This window comes from Kitasatospora sp. NPDC088346 (genome assembly GCF_044740765.1).
Lineage (GTDB): Bacteria > Actinomycetota > Actinomycetes > Streptomycetales > Streptomycetaceae > Kitasatospora.
On the sequence record NZ_JBIURH010000006.1, the window covers coordinates 254554 to 271107 of the forward strand.

Sequence of the window (16554 nt, forward strand, 5' to 3'; positions counted from 1 at the left end):
CGGTGGCGACACCAGTGATCACGGGGGAACGGGCGTCCGCACGGACGGCGGCCCCCGGAACGGCAACGAGACCGATCAGCACGGCCGCCCTGCGGCGCGCGGTGGACACCCCGCCCGGCCGGCTGCGGCTGGCCGGCGCGGCGCTGGTCGCCCTGGTGCTGCTGTTCGGCGCGGTGACGGCCTGGCAGGCCGGCTCGCGGGCCACGGCGTCCGGACACGTGGCCGGCCGCAGCGGGCCGCTGAGCCAGGACGCGGCCGAGATCTACCGGTCGCTGGCGGACGCGGACACCACCGCGGCCTCCGGCTTCCTGCTCGCGGGCGCCGAGCCGCCGGCCGTCCGCAAGCGCTACCAGGACGACCTGGCGACGGCCTCCCGGCTGCTCGCCGAGGCGGCCGCCCGGGCCGGATCCGACCCGGACGCCCAGCACTGGATCACCGAGCTCAACCAGCAACTGCCGCAGTACGCGGGCCTGGTGGAGACCGCCCGGGCGAACGACCGGCAGGGCCTGCCGCTCGGCGGCGCCTACCTGCGGTACGCCTCGACGCTGATGCAGGACACCATGCTGGCGAACGCGCAGCACCTGGTCGACGCCGAGGCGCGAGCGCTGGACGGCGACTACGCCGACGCCGAGGCCCTGCCGTGGGCGGCGCTCGTGCTCGGCCTGCTCGCGCTCGGCGCGCTGGCCCGCTACCAACTGCTGCTGTTCCGGCGCACCAACCGGGTCTTCAACCCCGGCCTGCTCACCGCGAGTGCGACGCTGCTGGTCGCGGTCGGGTGGCTGCTGGCCGGTTCACTGGCCGCGGGCGCCTGGCTGGCCGACAGCCGCACGGACGGGACGGAGCCGCTCACCGCGCTCAACCGGGCCCGCACCCAGGCCCTTCAGGCGCACACCGCGGAGAACCTCAACCTGGTCGCCCGCGGCTCCAGCGACACCTACACCAAGCGCTGGGCGACGGTCACCGACGCCCTCGCCGGGCCGGCCGGCCCGAACGGCACCGCCCGCGACGGCGGCTCGCTGGAGCAGGCCCTGCGGCTGGCACCGCGCGACGCGGGCGGCCAGGTGGCCGAGGCCCGCAAGCAGTTCACCGGCTGGGACGCCCGCCACCGGCAGGCCGCCGAGAAGGAGGGCGCGGGCGACTTCGACGCCGCACTGCAGGGCACCGTCGGAGCCGGCCGGGACGACACCGCGGAGGCCTCGTTCGCCGCGCTGGACGAGCAGTTGGGCCGGGCCGCGACGGTCGAACGGGCCCGGTTCAGGGCCGCGGCGGACGGGGTCGACGGCACCCTGGAGGCCCTCGCGGTCGGCGCGGCCGCACTGGCCGTGCTGTCGGCCGTGGCCGTGGTCCGGGGCATCGGCCGCCGACTGGCCGACTACCGCTAGAGGGGGTGGGGACGATGACGCGTACGGTACGGGCCAGGGCCCTGGTGGCCGCGGTGGCGCTGGCCGCCGGGGTGTTCGGGGCGGGGACCTCGCAGGGCGCGCCGGGCGGGGGGATCCGGGCGGAGCTCGCCGCCGCCCCGGCACTGGCCCCCGAGGCGGACGGCTGCGACACCACGAAGAGCGTGCCGGCGGCCAAGGACGCCGACGGCGCGAAGATCAGGAAGATCCGGGAGCGCGGCGCCCTGGTGGTCGGCGTCGACCAGAACAGCTACCACTGGGGCTACCGCAACCCGCAGACCGGCAGCATCGAGGGGTTCGACATCGACCTGGCGCACGCCGTCGCCAAGTCGATCCTCGGCGACCCGAACAAGATCTCCTTCAAGGCCGTCCCGACCGCCCGCCGGATCGACGCGGTCAAGGCCGGCGAGGTGGACGTGGTCATCAGGACCACCACCATCACCTGCGCCCGGCTCCAGGAGGTCGCCTTCTCCAAGCCGTACTTCGCGGCCGGGCAGCGGCTGGTGGTCCCCAAGTCCGCCAGGGCGACCGGCCTGGAGCAGGGACTCAAGGGCAAGCGGGTCTGCGCGGCGGCCTCCTCGTCCTCGGACACCGAGCTGAAGGCGAACCGGCACGGCGCCGCCGACGTCATCGTGGTGGAGAACCAACTGGACTGCCTGGTGCTGATGCAGCTCGGCAAGGTCGACGCGACGCTGACCGACGCCGTGCTGGCCGCGGCCCAGGCCGCGCAGGACCCGACGGTCGAGGCGGTCGGCGAGACCCTGCTGGCCGGCTGGATGGGCGTGGTGGTCAACCAGGCCGACACCGACCTGGTCGCCTGGGTCAACCAGGCACTGCTCGACTACCGGGCGGACGGCGGCTGGCGGCGCAGCTACGACCACTGGCTGGCCGCCTCCATGGGCGCCTCGCCCGAGCCGTACGAGTACGAGCAGTAGGTGCCCGGAGCGGGTGACACGACGGGTACCGGCACCGCCGTCGACCGGCGCGCCGCGATCCGGGAGACTGGCCGCCGGGCGACGCACCGCCGGCACCCGCCGGAGGCACGGTCAGCCGGTCGCCCCGTCAACTGCGCTGTCCGCCGTGGCAGAGAGGAAGGACCCCGCGTGGCAGGATCGGCCGGCCCGGTGATGAGCCGGGAGGAGGTGGACCGTGCGCTGGCCCGGCTGGGCGCCGAGCGCGACGCGGTCGAGGCCGCGCTGCTCGCCCTCCAGGACCACCCGGGCCGCCGGCTGCTGGAGGGGGCCGACCTGAGCGGCCGCACCGCGGAGCGCTGGTCCGTCGCCGGGCAGGGCCTCGGGCTGCTGTGGGCACTGTTCGACCGCTACTCCGAGGCGCTCGCCTCGGCCCGGGCCGTCCGGGCCCGCCGCAACCGACCGGGCGGCGCCGAGCTGGCCCAGCTCAGCGAGCTGCTCACCGGCCCGGCGGTGACCGTCTCCGGCGGCCAGCTACCGGAGGCCGTCGGCCGCCTGGGCAGCCCGGCCCGGCTGGCCGAACAGGTCAGCCTGGCCGAGCTGATGAGCCGGATGGACGGCTGGTACGAGACCGTGCTGGAGGTGGTCAACGCCGCCGACGCGGTGTGGTCCGCGCTGCCGGCCCGGATCGACCTGCTGCTGGCCGAGCTGCACCGGGTCCAGATGCTGGCCGGCTCGGTGGGGGTGCGGCCCGGCGGCCATCCGCTCGCCGACGACCTCGCCGACCTGGCCCGGGACCTCACCGCGCTGCGGGCCGAGGTGCGGGCCGACCCGCTGGCCCTGTGGCGACCCGCCCGGGTGCCCGCCCAGGGCGGCACCGGCCCGGCCCGGCACGGCACCGTCCCGGCCCAGGGCGGCTTCTCCGCGCCGAGCGGCGCGGTGGACACCGAGCGCTTCGACCGGGCCGGACGGGCCCTGGACGACATCCGGGTCGAGCTGGAGGGCCTGCTGCGGCTGCGCGACGAGTCGCACGAACGCCTCCAGCAGGTGGCGGACCTGCTGCAACGCGCCGACGCCACGCTGGCCGAGGCCCGGCGGGCGCGCGGCGAGGTCCTGGCGAAGATCGCCGCGACCGAGGTCCCGGCGGTGCCCGGCCCGGCCTCGGCACTGCGCGAGCGGATCGGCCAGGCGGTGGAGTGCCAGCAGTCCGGCCAGTGGTACCGGCTCGGGCCGCTGCTGGACGCGCTGGAGGACGCCGCCGTCAAGGAGCTGAACCGGGCCCGGCACTCGCTGACCGAGGTCGCCCAGCCACTGGCCGTCCGGGCCGAGCTGCGCGGCCGGCTGGAGGCGTACAAGGCGATGGCCGCCCGGCTCGGCCTCGCCGAGGACCCGGAGGTCGTGGAGCGCTTCGATCAGGCGCGCTGGCTGCTCTGGAGCGCCCCCTGCGACCTGCGGGCGGGAGCCGAGGCGGTGGCGCGGTTCCAGCAGGCGCTGCGGCCGCCGGACCGGACGGGTTCGAGCGGGCCGCAGGGTTCGGGCGGATCGCAGGGTTCGGGCGGGCCGCAGGACGGGCAATCCGGTGGACAGGGATGAGAACGGCTAGGGGGGGACGGTACTGATGGCGGCTGAGGTGTGCGGGCGACCGGAGTGCTCCGGCGCGGGGGAGATCGACCCCGACGGGTACTGCACGGAGTGCGGGCTCGCCCCGCAGCCGGTCGCGGCCGGCGCCGGGTCGGCGGCGGCCGCCGGGGGGTCTGCGGCGGCCGGGGGGTCTGCGGCGGCCGGGGGGTCTGCGGTGGCCGGCGCCTCGGCGACCGGTGGTGGACCGTCCGGGCCGCAGCCGGGGGGCGCGTGCGGCCGGGACGGCTGCGGCGGGGCGATCGACGCGGACGGCTACTGCGACGAGTGCGGCCTGGCCGCCGCGGCGGCGCCGGCCAAGGTGCCCGCCGCCCGGTCCGGCTCGGGCTCGGGCTCCGGTTCGGCCCGCTCGGGCTCGGTGCGGACGATGTCCGGCCGCTCGCGCTCGCACCGCTCCTCCGCGCGCACCGGCCGCGGCTCGGCGGTCTCGGTGCGCAGCGGTACCGGTTCCCGGGGCAGCGCCCGGCGCGGCAACCTCGGCGCCGGCCTGGTGACCGTCCCGCCGGTGCCGGCCCCGGACCCGGCCTCGGCGGTGCTGACCGACCCGGAGGTCCCGGAGCGCAAGCGCTTCTGCAGCAAGTGCGAGAGCCCGGTCGGCCGGGAGAAGAACGGCCGACCGGGCCGGCCGGACGGCTTCTGCACCAAGTGCGGCACGCCGTACTCGTTCACCCCCAAGCTGGAGCGCGGGGACCTGGTCGGCGGCCAGTACGAGGTGCTGGGGTGCATTGCGCACGGCGGCCTGGGCTGGATCTACCTGGCGATCGACCGCCGGGTGAACGACAAGTGGGTGGTCCTGAAGGGCCTGCTGGACACCGGCGACGAGGACGCGCTGGCGGTGGCCGTCGCCGAGCGCCGCTTCCTGGCCGAGGTGGACCACCCCAACATCGTCCGCATCATCAACTTCGTGGAGCACCCCGACGCCCGGACCGGCTCGACCGACGGCTACATCGTCATGGAGTACGTCGGCGGCAAGTCGCTCAAGGACATCGCCTCCGAGCGCCGTACCGCGGACGGCCGGCGCGAGCCGCTGCCGGTGGAGCAGGCGATCGCGTACGCGCTGGAGGCGCTGCCCGCGCTCGGGTACCTGCACAGCCGGGGGTTGGTGTACTGCGACTTCAAGATCGACAACGTGATCCAGAGCGAGGACTCGCTCAAGATCATCGACATGGGGGCGGTCCGCCGCTTCGACGACGACGGCCCGATCTACGGCACGGTCGGCTACCAGGCCCCGGAGATCGGCACCGACGGCCCGACGCCCTCCTCCGACCTCTACACGGTCGCCCGCACCCTGGCCGTCCTCACCTTCGACTTCCAGGGCTACTCCACCACCCACCGGCACGAGCTCCCCGGCCCGGAGGAGGTCGCGGTCCTCGCCGAGTACGAGTCCTACTACCGCTTCCTGGTCCGCGCCACCGACCCGGACCCGGCCCGCCGGTTCGGCTCCGCCGCCGAGATGGCCGACCAGCTGACCGGCGTGCTGCGCGAGGTCCTCAGCCTCAAGGACGGCCGGCCCCGCCCGGCCGCCTCCACCCTGTTCGGGCCCGAACTGCGCCTGCTGGACAGCGAACTCACCGAGCAGCCGCTCGACCCCGCACAGGCCGCGCTGGCCCTGCCGATCCCCCGGGTCGACCCGGTCGACCCCAACGCGGGCTTCCTCGCCGCACTGACCGCCGGCAGCCCCGCCGAGGTGCTCGCCACCCTGCGGGCCGCCCCCGCCCCGTCCGTCGAACTGCGGCTGCGGGCCCTGCGCGCCGAGCTCGAACTCGCCGACCCCGCCGCCGCCGGGCACACCCTGGACGAGCTGGCCGGGGAACACCCCGACGACTGGCGGGTGGTCTGGTACCGCGGCCTGACCGCGCTCGCCGCCGGACGCACCGAGGCCGCCGCCGAGTCCTTCGACGCGCTCTACGACGCCTTCCCCGGCGAGCCCGCGCCCAAGCTGGCGCTGGCCGTCTGCGCGGAGCTGCTGGGCAACGCCGGCGACGCCATCGAGTTCTACCGCCTGGTCGGCACCACCGACCGCAGCTACGTCAGCGCCGCCTTCGGCCTGGCCCGGGTCCGGCTCGCGGCCGGCGACCGGGCCGGCGCCGTGCTGGCGCTGGAGGCGGTGCCCGAGGCCTCCGCGCACTTCACCGCCGCCCGGGTCGGCACCGTCCGCGCCCGGCTGCGCGGGCGGTCGGCCGCGGAGGAGCTCGGACCGGAGCTGCACCGCTGCTCGGAGCAGCTGGACGCACTCACCCTGGACGCCCGGCACCGCGAGGAACTCGCCGTCGAGGTGCTCGACAGCGCCCTCGGCTGGGTGCTGGCCGGCAAGGCCGGCGGCGGCCGGCCCGACGGCGAGCCGAAGGTGCTCGGACACGCCCCCGCCGAACGGGAACTGCGGTTCGCTCTGGAACACTCCTACCGGGTGTTGGCGCGGTTGTCCGACCGGGCCGAAACAAGGATCGAGATGGTGGAGCGGGCGAACCGGGCCCGCCCCCGGACGTGGGTGTGACGCAATGCCGCAGCAGACCAGGTGCCCCAGCTGTGCCGAACCGATGGACCCTCAGGACGCGTTCTGCGGGGCCTGCGGCGCGAACCTGAACGGGCCCCCGACCGTCGTCGACGGCCCGGCCGCCGCCCCCCGGGGCTGCGTGCGCTGCGGCGCGGCCGAACTCGCCGCCGACGGGTACTGCGAAGCCTGCGGCACCGCCCAGCCCCGCCCGCGCGACCACCAGGAGCGCGCCCTGTCCGGCGTCGCCGGGGTCTCCGACCGCGGCCTGCGCCACCACCGCAACGAGGACGCCTTCACCGTGGCCGGCACCGCGCTGCCCGACGGCGCGCCCGCCGTGATCGCCGTGGTCTGCGACGGGGTGTCCTCCTCCGCCCGTCCGGACGAGGCCTCCGCCACCGCGGTGGACGCCGCCTCGGCCGCCCTGCTGACCGCGCTGGAGCACGGCCAGGATCCGACCCTGGCGATGCGCGGCGCGATCGCCGCCGCCGCCCGCGCGGTGACCGACCTGGCCTACGACGGCACCCCGCCGGAGCGGCCCGGCGGCCACCTCAACGCGCCCGCCTGCACCTATGTCAGCGCGATCTCGGCGGCCGGCCTGGTCACCATCGGCTGGGTCGGCGACACCCGGGCGTACTGGATCCCGGACGACCGGGACGCCGCCGAGCCGTACCGGCTGACCGAGGACGACTCCTGGGCCGCCCGGATGGTCAGCGCCGGCCTGATGGGCGAGTCGGAGGCGTACGCCGATCCCCGCGCCCACGCCATCACCGGCTGGCTCGGCGCCGACGCGGAGGACCTCGACCCGCACACCGTCAGCTTCACCCCGCACGTGCCCGGGGTGGTGCTGATCTGCACCGACGGCCTGTGGAACTACGCCGAGGCCGCGACCGACCTGGCCACCTTCGTCCGCCGGGACGCCCGGACGGAGCCGTTGGCGACCGCCCAGTCCCTGGTGAACTTCGCGGTGGCCGCGGGCGGGCACGACAACATCACCGTCGCCGTCCTGCCGATCACCCCGCGGGCCCAGCGCCCCGAGGAGGAGGCCGAGTACGAGGCGACCATGCTCGACCTGCCCGTCCAACAGCCGCGGCACGACGACACCCTGCCCGACCTGCCGGTCGTCCCGGCGGCGGGTACGCGGGCCGTCCCGCCGATGCCCGCCTACGCACCCAGCACCGACTGACGCCCACTCACCTGACCGCTCGACAGGAGCTCTCAGCCCATGGCAAGTCTGTCCCGGCCCAGTGCCCCCCGATTCGACGTCGAGATCTTCCAGAACGAGTACCTCGCCGAAGGCGCCCGGGAGGTCAACGCCATCGTCACCGTCACCGCCACCGGCGGCGGCACCTCCGGCGGGCGCCCGCTGCTCCCGGGCGACGGCCCCGCCGCCGGCGTGGTGGTCATGGTCGACTGCTCCGGTTCGATGCAGTACCCGGCGGCCAAGGCCAAGAACGCCCGGGAGGCCACCGCCGCCGCCATCGACACGCTCCGCGACGGGGTGGCCTTCGCCGTGGTCGCCGGCACCCACGAGGCCACCGAGGTCTACCCCGGCGACGGCACCCTCGCGGTCGCCGGCAGCAGCACCCGGGCCCAGGCCAAGCAGGCCCTGCGCAAGCTCACCCCGGCCGGCGGCACCGCCATCGGCACCTGGCTGACCAAGGCCCACGCGCTCTTCGGCTCCCGGCCCGACCTCGCCATCCGGCACGCCATCCTGCTCACCGACGGCCGCAACGAGCACGAGAAGCCGGCCGAGCTGCAGCGCGCGCTGGACCTGGCCACCGGGTACTTCACCGCGGACTGCCGCGGCGTCGGCACCGACTGGGAGGTCGCCGAGCTGCGGAAGATCTCCTCCGCCCTGCTCGGCACGGTCGACATCGTCGCCGAGCCGGACGGCCTCGCCGAGGACTTCCGCGCCATGATGGCCACCGCCATGGGCAAGCAGGTCGCCGACGTCGCCCTGCGGGTGTGGACCCCGGCCAACGCCCGGGTCACCTACGTCAAGCAGGTCGCACCCTCGGTGGAGGACCTCACCGACCGCCGCACCGAGGCTGGTCCCCGGGCCGGCGACTACCCGACCGGCTCCTGGGGCGACGAGAGCCGCGACTACCACGTCTGCGTCGAGGTGCCCGCGGCCGCCGTCGGCAACGAGATGCTCGCCGCCCGGATCAGCCTCGTCCTGCCGCAGCCCGGCGACGCCACGCCCGAGGTGCTGTCCCAGGGGCTGGTCAAGGCCGTCTGGACGGACGACCTCGCCTCCTCCACCCGGATCAACTCCCAGGTCGCGCACTACACCGGCCAGGCCGAGCTGGCCGACTCGATCCAGGAGGGCCTCGCCGCCCACCGCGCCGGGGACGTGGACCGCGCCACCGCCAAGCTCGGCGCGGCCGTCCGGCTCGCCCACCGGACCGGAAACGCGGGAACCCTCAAACTGCTCCAGAAGGTCGTCGACGTCGTCGACGCGAAGGAAGGTACCGTTCGGTTCCGCAAGGATGTGAGCGAGGCCGATTCGATGACACTCGAGACCCGGTCGACCAAGACCGTCCGGGTCAAGAAATAATCGACCGACCGAGAACCTGACCGGCCGCCGCCCGGGGCCGGACCAGCTGGACATGTGGGGGAACCTGATGCCGATCTGCCCTAGGGGCCATGAGTCGCAGGCCGAGGACTGGTGCGACTTCTGCGGCTTCCCGATGACTCCGCCGCCCGGCCTGGCCGTCCCCGGCGCGCCGGCGTCGGGCGGCCCCTTCGGCAGCCCGCCCGGCCCGCCGCCGGCCCCGCCCGGCCCGTACGGCACCCCGCCCCCGCCGCCCGGGCCGCCGTTCGGCACGCCCACCGTGGTCTCGCCCTCGCCGGCCGCCCCCGACTTCACCGCGGACCTGGTGACCTGCCCGATCTGCCGGACCCCGCAGACCGGGCGGTACTGCGAGGAGTGCGGCTACGACTACCAGCTGCCCGGGGCCGGCCGGCCGCAGGCACCGGCGCACCCGCAGTCCGCCGCCGGGCCCCCGCCGCCGCCGGCCCGCCTGCAGCCGCCGGCCCCGCCCGGCCCGTCGCACCAGCAGCACCACCAGCAGCACGAGCACCAGGGACAGCACGGGCAGCACGGGCCCCAGGGACAGCAGCACGGGCAGCCGGGGCACCGGCAGCCCGCGCCCGAGCCCGGCAGCCGCCCCGGCTACGGCTACCCGCCACCGGCCGCGCCGGAGCCCTCCGGCCGACCCGGCTACGGGTACCCGCCGCCCGCGGGCCAGTCGCCGTTCGAGGCACCGGCGCCGTTCGAGCCGCAGTCGCCCTACGAGCCGCAGACCCCGCCGGCCGCGCAGCCGCCCCGGGGCCCGCAGGCACCGTACGAGCCGGGCCCGGGCTACGAGCAGGCCTCCCCCTACGAGCCGGCCGGCTACCGGCCGCCGTTCGAGCAGGCTCCGCCCGCCCCGCCGGCCCCGGCGTTCCCCGAGCCGGACGGCTACGAGCGCAGTGGCCCGGTCTACGCCCAGCCCGGCCAGGGCGGGCCCGGCGACGAGCTCGGCACCTCGTTCCGGCTCGCGCCGCCCGGCGGCGCCCAGCAGCCGGCCCCGCCCGGGCCGCCCGCCCCGCCGGCACGGATCAACTGGATCGCGGTGGTCAGCGCCGACCGCGACTACTTCACCGACATGATGACCCGCAGCGGACCGGAGGCGGCGGGCCTGTTCTTCCCGTCGTACTCCCCCGAGCGGCGGATCCCGCTGACCGGGCGCGGCCAGCTGCGGATCGGCCGGCGCAGCCAGAACCGCGGCACGGTGCCCGAGATCGACCTCTCGGTGGCCCCGGAGGACCCGGGCGCCTCGCACCAGCACGCGCTGCTGGCCGAACAGGCCGACGGCAGCTGGGTGCTGGTCGACCAGGACTCCACCAACGGCACCACCGTCAACGGCAGCCCCGACCCGGTGCCCCCGCACACCGCGATCCCGCTGAACGACGGCGACCGGATCCACCTCGGTGCGTGGACCACCATCACGCTGCACCGCGGCGCCTGACGCAGGGTCGGCCGACCGTGCGTCAGACGCCGGTCGGCCGGTTTTCCTCACGCTTTGCTCAAGCCGCCTTCACAGCCCCCACCTGGGGTCCTAGGGTCTGGAGGCATGACTGAAGCAATAACCGCCGACGGGATCCGGAAGCGGTACGGGGATGTCCAGGCCGTCGACGGAGTCTCGTTCTCCGTCGCGACTGGCGAGTTCTACGGCATTCTCGGCCCGAACGGGGCCGGCAAGACCACCACGCTGGAGATCCTGGAAGGGATCCGCGAGCCCGACGAGGGCCGCGTGGAGCTGCTCGGGCTCAGCCCGTGGCCGCGCAACAAGCAGCTGCTGCCGCGCATCGGCGTGCAGTTCCAGGCCTCGGCCTTCTTCGTGAAGCTGACGGCCCGTGAGACCATCCGCACCTTCGCCTCGTTCTACGGCATCGGTCCCAAGCGGGCCGACGCGATGCTGGAGCGGGTCGGCCTGACCGAGTCGGCCGGGGTGCAGACCGACAAGATGTCCGGCGGCCAGGCACAGCGGCTCTCGATCGCCTGCGCCCTGGTGCACGACCCGGAGCTGGTCTTCCTCGACGAGCCCACCACCGGTCTCGACCCGCAGGCCCGCCGCAACCTCTGGGACCTGCTGCGGGACATCAACGCCGAGGGCCGCACCGTCGTGCTCACCACGCACTACCTGGACGAGGCCGAGGTGCTCTGCGACCGGGTCTCGGTGATGGACCACGGCAAGGTGCTCAAGACCGGTGCCCCCGCCGCCCTGGTCCGCGAGATCGACGACAGCGTCCGGGTGAGCGTGGAGTCCGGGCAGCTGACCACCGTCCGGGCCCGCGAGCTGTTCACCGCGGCCGGGGCCGAGTTCACCGGGCTGGACGACGACGGCGTCACGCTCTCGCTGTCCACCCGGCTGCCCGCGCCGGTGCTCTCGGTACTCGCCGAACAGAACGCGCTGCGCGGTCTCGAAGTCCGCGGCGCCACCCTGGAGGACGTCTTCCTCCAGCTGACCGGACGGGAGTACCGGGCATGAGCGCGACCACCACCCCCGTACGACAGCAGGCCCCCGAGCCCGAGTCCACCGGGTCGGAGCGGGTCAGCGCGTTCGGCGGACTGACCCGGGTGATGCTGCTCGGGTTCGTCCGCGACCGCGGTGCGCTGTTCTTCGTCCTGCTGATGCCGCTGATGTTCCTGCTGCTGTTCGGCACCCTGTTCAAGAGCGCCGGTGCGCCGCACGTGAAGGTGGCCGAGGTCGGCCAGGTGCGGGTGCTGGACGCCGTGCAGGGCGAGGGCCGGGAGCAGCTGGAGAAGGTCCTCACCATCAGCCGGGTCACCGACGAGGCCGACGCCCTGGAGAAGCTGCGCAAGGGCGACCTCGACGGCGTGCTCTCCGAGGGGCCGGACGGGACGGTGAAGCTCCGCTACAGCGCGACCGACCAGGTCAAGGCCGGCAGCGTGCAGAGCATCGTCAACTCGGTGGTCCAGGGTGCCAACCAGCAGGCCTCGGGCCGGGCGCCGGCCTTCACCCTGGTGACCTCCCAGGTCGAGGACGAGTCGCTGAAGCCGATCCAGTACCTCACCCCCGGCCTGCTGGGCTGGGCGATCGCCACCGGCGCGGTCTACGGCGCCTCCTTCACGCTGGTCAGCTGGCGCAAGAAGCGGGTGCTGCGGCGGCTGCGGCTGGCGCCGGTCTCGCCGGGCGCCGTGGTCGGCGCCCGGGTGGCGGTGAGCGGCGTGGTGGCGCTGGCCCAGACCGCGATCTTCCTCGCGGTGGCCACCACCCCGTTCTTCGGGCTGAAACTGAGCGGCAGCTGGTGGCTGGTCGTCCCGCTGGTGCTCTGCGCGACCATCGCGTTCATGTCGATCGGCCTGGTCACCGGCGCCGCCGCCAAGAGCGAGGAGGCGGCCAACGGCATCAACCAGATGATCATCCTGCCGATGTCCTTCCTCGGCGGTGCCTTCTTCCCGCTGGACGGCGCCCCGGGCTGGCTGCAGACCGTCTCGAAGGTGTTCCCGCTGCACTACCTGGTCACCTCCGCCCAGTCGGTGCTCAGCCGGGGCGGCGGCCTGATGGACGTCCTCCCGGCCATGGGCGGCCTGCTCGCCTTCGCCGCGGTGATGTCCGCCGTCGCCTGGCGCTTCTTCAACTGGGACGACGCGTAGCGGCGGCCCGACCGCTCCCCCGGGGGTCGTACGCCGGAAGTCCCGGTGTACGGCCCCCGGGGCCGTCTGGGACCATGGTCGGGTGAACGAGACCCGGCGCGAGACGCTCAGCGAGGAGACCTTCTACGACGCGGTCGGCGGCGAGGCCACCTTCCGGCTCCTGGTCCACCGCTTCTACCAGGGCGTCGCCCAGGACGAGCTGCTGCGGCCGATGTACCCCGAGGAGGACCTCGGCCCGGCCGAGGAGCGCTTCGCCCTGTTCCTGATGCAGTACTGGGGCGGCCCGCGCACCTACAGCGAGGAGCGCGGCCACCCCCGGCTGCGGATGCGGCACGCCCCGTTCGCCGTCGACCGGGCCGCACACGACGCCTGGCTGAAGCACATGCGGGCGGCCCTGGACTCGCTGGGACTGCCCGCGGACGCCGAGCGGCAGCTGTGGGACTACCTCACCTACGCCGCCGCCTCGATGATCAACACGGCCGGCTGACGCCCGGCGCGGCCGGTGCGGCGCGGGCGACCGCTCAGATCAGCGGGCTCAGCCCCAGTCCGGCGCCCGGCGCGGCGGTGCGGCGCAGCGCGACCGAACCGGCGGGCGCGCTCAACCGCAGCCAGCCGCCGGCCCGGTGGACGGTGAGCGGTGCGGCCGGGGTGAGGAAGCCGATCACGTACGCCGCGTGCGCGGCCCGCAGCGGCAGCTCGGGCAGGACGCCGAGCGGCCGGGACCAGATCTCGTCGGCCAGCCCGTCCAGCACCGCACGGGTCCGGTGGTGCTCCGGGACCTGCGCGCTGCGCTCCTTGAACTCCCGTACCGCGGCCATCAGTTCGGGGTAGACCTCACCGGCTGGCGGCGTACCGACCGGCTGCCAGCCGGCCCGCGGCGGCAGCAGGCCCGCCCAGGCCGGGCCGGTCACCGGTTCCGGGACGGCGAACGTCCCCTCCGCCTGGTCCACCGAGTCCAGCAGCCGGCCCGCCGAGACGGTCGCGTCCACCTCGGCGTCCAGATCCACCAGCCGTGCGGTGCGGATCGCCAGCACCCCGGAGCCGCCCAGCGGCAGCCGACCAAACACCGCGAGCACGCCCTGCCCGGTCGGGCCGGTGACCGCCTGCAGCCGGACGGCGGCCGCCCGGTCGAAACGCAGCAGCCGCAGCAGGAAGGCGCCCAGGTCGGCGCCGTCCCCTGCGTCGACGAGACGGAGGCGGGTGATGGTGGTCAAGGGTGATCAGCTCACTCGGTGCGCTCGGGGGCGGTACGGGCCGTTCCGGCCCCGGGTCGGTCAGACGGCCGCGACGGCCCGCTTGCCGCGCGTACCCGCCGTGTCCGCGCCGACGGCCTCGGTGTCGTCGCCCGCATCCGCGGCGGCGTCGTCGGTGTAGCGGCTGAGGAACTCCCGCTCCACCGCGCTGATCCGGCGCGGCCGGCCCTCGGCCAGGTTGTACGGGACGACGACGGTCGACGCCCGGACGTAGACCGTCTCGGTGCCGTCCTCGGCGACGTCCTTGATCTCGTAGGAAACCGTCAGCGAGGCCCCGCCGATCTGGGTCACCCAGGTCTCCACCGTCACCGGTGCCGCGCGGTGGACCAGCGGACGCTTGTAGTCGATCTCGTGCCGGGCCACCACGGATCCGCCCGCGAACTCCCCCGCGCCGGCCTCGGCGGCCCGGTGGAACATGAAGTCGATCCGGGCCTCCTCCAGGTAGCGAAGGAAGACCACGTTGTTGACGTGGCCGAAGGCGTCCATGTCGGACCACCTGAGGGGGCAGGCGTAGATGTGGCGTGCCACGGTTGGTCTCCTCACCGATCGAGGGGCCCGGGGGCCCCGGGTGCCGTCCGTGCGGCCCTGGGGCACACGGGCGGCGGCCCGGCAGACCGCCGCGGAGGCAGTCTGCCGGGCCATTGCTTCGGCTGCGTTGCCACCGTCCGTCCGAACCCGGACGGCCCGACGTACGGGTGGCATGGCATGCCTGCGGCTCTCAGCCCCGGGTCAGCTTCTTGTAGGTGGCCCGGTGCGGACGGGCGGCGTCGGCGCCCAGCCGCTCGATCTTGTTCTTCTCGTACGACTCGAAGTTGCCCTCGAACCAGAACCACTTGCTCTCGCCCTCGTAGGCGAGGATGTGGGTGGCCACCCGGTCCAGGAACCAGCGGTCGTGGGAGATGACCACCGCGCAGCCCGGGAACTCCAGCAGGGCGTTCTCCAGCGAGGAGAGCGTCTCGACGTCGAGGTCGTTGGTGGGCTCGTCGAGGAGCAGCAGGTTGCCGCCCTGCTTGAGGGTGAGTGCCAGGTTCAGCCGGTTGCGCTCACCGCCGGAGAGCACCCCGGCCGGCTTCTGCTGGTCCGGGCCCTTGAAGCCGAACGCCGAGACGTAGGCGCGGGACGGCATCTCGACCTGACCGACGTTGATCCAGTCGAGCTCGTCGGAGACGACGGCCCACAGGGTCTTCTTCGGGTCGATGTTGGCGCGGCCCTGGTCGACGTAGCTGACCTTGACCGTCTCGCCGACCTTGACCGAGCCGCCGTCCGGCTTCTCCTCGCCGAGGAGCATCTTGAACAGGGTGGTCTTGCCTGCGCCGTTCGGGCCGATGATGCCGACGATGCCGTTGCGCGGCAGGGTGAAGCTCAGGTCGTCGATCAGGACCTTCTCGCCGAAGGCCTTCGAGAGGTTGTTGACCTCGACGACGACGGAGCCCAGGCGCGGGCCCGGCGGGATCTGGATCTCCTCGAAGTCCAGCTTCCGCATCTTGTCGGCCTCGGCCGCCATCTCCTCGTACCGGGCGAGGCGGGCCTTGGACTTGGCCTGCCGGCCCTTGGCGTTGGAGCGCACCCACTCCAGCTCCTCCTTGAGCCGCTTGGCGCGCTTCGCGTCCTTCTGGCCCTCGACCTTGAGGCGCGACTGCTTGGCCTCCAGGTAGGTGGAGTAGTTGCCCTCGTACGGGTAGGCGCGGCCGCGGTCGAGCTCCAGGATCCACTCGGCGACGTTGTCCAGGAAGTACCGGTCGTGGGTGACCGCGACGACGGTGCCCGCGTACTTCTCCAGGTGCTGCTCCAGCCAGTTCACCGACTCGGCGTCGAGGTGGTTGGTGGGCTCGTCGAGCAGCAGCAGGTCCGGGGCCTCCAGCAGGAGCTTGCAGAGCGCCACGCGGCGGCGCTCACCGCCGGAGAGCTTGGTGACGGCCCAGTCGCCGGGCGGGCAGCCCAGGGCGTCCATGGCCTGCTCCAGCTGGGCGTCCAGGTCCCAGGCGTTGGCGTGGTCCAGGTCCTCCTGGAGCTTGCCCATCTCGTCCAGCAGCGCGTCCGAGTAGTCGGTCGCCATCAGCTCGGCGATCTCGTTGAACCGGTCGAGCTTGCCCTTGACCTCCTTGACGCCGTCCTGGACGTTCTCCAGGACCGTCTTGGTCTCGTCGAGCGGGGGCTCCTGCAGAAGCATGCCGACGGTGTAGCCGGGCGAGATGTAGGCCTCGCCGTTGGAGGGCTGGTCCAGGCCCGCCATCATCCGCAGCACGGTGGACTTGCCGGCGCCGTTGGGGCCGACGACGCCGATCTTCGCTCCGGGGAGGAAGTTGAGGGTCACGTCGTCAAGGATGACCTTGTCGCCGTGTGCCTTGCGCACCTTGCGCATGGTGTAGATGAATTCCGCCACGTGAGATCGCTCCGGCGTCGTCGTGAGTAATCGGCTTGCAGCCTTCCATTGTGCCGCACCGGGCCCGGGCGCCCTAACGGCCGTGGTCCGGGGCCGGGCAGCGGCCGTGCTGCGGGGCCTGGCAGCGCCCGTGGTCGGGGGGCCTGCGGCGTCGCCTCCGGAGCCCGGACGTGACCGCGCTCCGGGGCCGGGACGTGACCGTGCTCCGGGGCCGGGACGTGACCGTGCTCCGGGGCCGGGACGTGACCGTGCTCCGGGGCCGGGAAAGGCGACGGTCCCGCCCGCCGCGGACGGCGGCGGACGGGACCG

Annotated in this window: 13 protein-coding genes; 10 read left to right on the forward strand and 3 right to left on the reverse strand. The window is 74.4% G+C overall.

Annotated elements, in window-relative coordinates; all coding sequences use genetic code 11:
• Positions 1-2: 2 nt before the first annotated feature.
• The 10 genes from ACIOFR_RS11975 to ACIOFR_RS12020 all read left to right on the forward strand — a co-directional run bounded on the left by ACIOFR_RS11975 (position 3) and on the right by ACIOFR_RS12020 (position 13096).
• Positions 3-1382: a hypothetical protein gene (locus ACIOFR_RS11975; protein WP_400995249.1), complete on the forward strand. Its 1380-nt coding sequence runs from the start codon at positions 3-5 to the stop codon at positions 1380-1382.
• Between the two features lie 14 nt (positions 1383-1396).
• Positions 1397-2335 (forward strand): glutamate ABC transporter substrate-binding protein, encoded by a 939-nt coding sequence (locus tag ACIOFR_RS11980; RefSeq protein ID WP_400995251.1) that lies wholly within the window; start codon positions 1397-1399, stop codon positions 2333-2335.
• Positions 2336-2527: 192 nt separating this feature from the next.
• The gene (locus ACIOFR_RS11985) at positions 2528-3904 is read left to right on the forward strand and encodes a hypothetical protein (RefSeq protein ID WP_400995361.1); all 1377 of its coding nucleotides are present in this window, start codon (positions 2528-2530) and stop codon (positions 3902-3904) included.
• 25 nt (positions 3905-3929) lie between these two features.
• Positions 3930-6443, forward strand: a complete 2514-nt coding sequence (locus tag ACIOFR_RS11990; RefSeq protein ID WP_400995253.1) for a tetratricopeptide repeat protein — start codon at positions 3930-3932, stop codon at positions 6441-6443.
• Between the two features lie 43 nt (positions 6444-6486).
• Positions 6487-7626: a PP2C family protein-serine/threonine phosphatase gene (locus ACIOFR_RS11995; protein ID WP_400995255.1), complete on the forward strand. Its 1140-nt coding sequence runs from the start codon at positions 6487-6489 to the stop codon at positions 7624-7626.
• Between the two features lie 39 nt (positions 7627-7665).
• Positions 7666-9000, forward strand: coding sequence for a VWA domain-containing protein (locus ACIOFR_RS12000; protein ID WP_400995257.1), 1335 nt, complete (start codon positions 7666-7668; stop codon positions 8998-9000).
• Between the two features lie 52 nt (positions 9001-9052).
• Positions 9053-10456 (forward strand): FHA domain-containing protein, encoded by a 1404-nt coding sequence (locus tag ACIOFR_RS12005; RefSeq protein WP_400995260.1) that lies wholly within the window; start codon positions 9053-9055, stop codon positions 10454-10456.
• Positions 10457-10561: 105 nt separating this feature from the next.
• A complete protein-coding gene (locus tag ACIOFR_RS12010) occupies positions 10562-11479 on the forward strand; it encodes an ABC transporter ATP-binding protein (protein WP_400995263.1) in 918 nt (305 codons plus the stop codon).
• Complete coding sequence (locus ACIOFR_RS12015; RefSeq protein ID WP_400995265.1) at positions 11476-12609, forward strand: ABC transporter permease; 1134 nt, start codon at positions 11476-11478, stop codon at positions 12607-12609. Before ACIOFR_RS12010 ends, ACIOFR_RS12015 begins: the two co-directional genes overlap by 4 nt.
• An 82-nt stretch (positions 12610-12691) precedes the next feature.
• A complete protein-coding gene (locus tag ACIOFR_RS12020; protein ID WP_400995267.1) occupies positions 12692-13096 on the forward strand; it encodes a globin in 405 nt (134 codons plus the stop codon).
• A 34-nt stretch (positions 13097-13130) separates the two neighbouring features.
• Here the strand turns inward: ACIOFR_RS12020 and ACIOFR_RS12025 are convergent, their stop codons facing one another.
• The 3 genes from ACIOFR_RS12025 to ettA form a co-directional block, all read right to left on the reverse strand.
• Positions 13131-13823 carry a hypothetical protein gene (locus ACIOFR_RS12025; RefSeq protein ID WP_400995269.1) on the reverse strand — a complete coding sequence of 231 codons (693 nt, stop codon included), beginning with the start codon at positions 13821-13823 and terminating at the stop codon, positions 13131-13133.
• A gap of 60 nt (positions 13824-13883) precedes the next feature.
• Positions 13884-14390: an acyl-CoA thioesterase gene (locus tag ACIOFR_RS12030; RefSeq protein ID WP_400995271.1), complete on the reverse strand. Its 507-nt coding sequence runs from the start codon at positions 14388-14390 to the stop codon at positions 13884-13886.
• A gap of 190 nt (positions 14391-14580) precedes the next feature.
• Complete coding sequence (gene ettA, locus ACIOFR_RS12035; protein WP_400995273.1) at positions 14581-16245, reverse strand: energy-dependent translational throttle protein EttA; 1665 nt, start codon at positions 16243-16245, stop codon at positions 14581-14583.
• Positions 16246-16554: the final 309 nt, after the last annotated feature.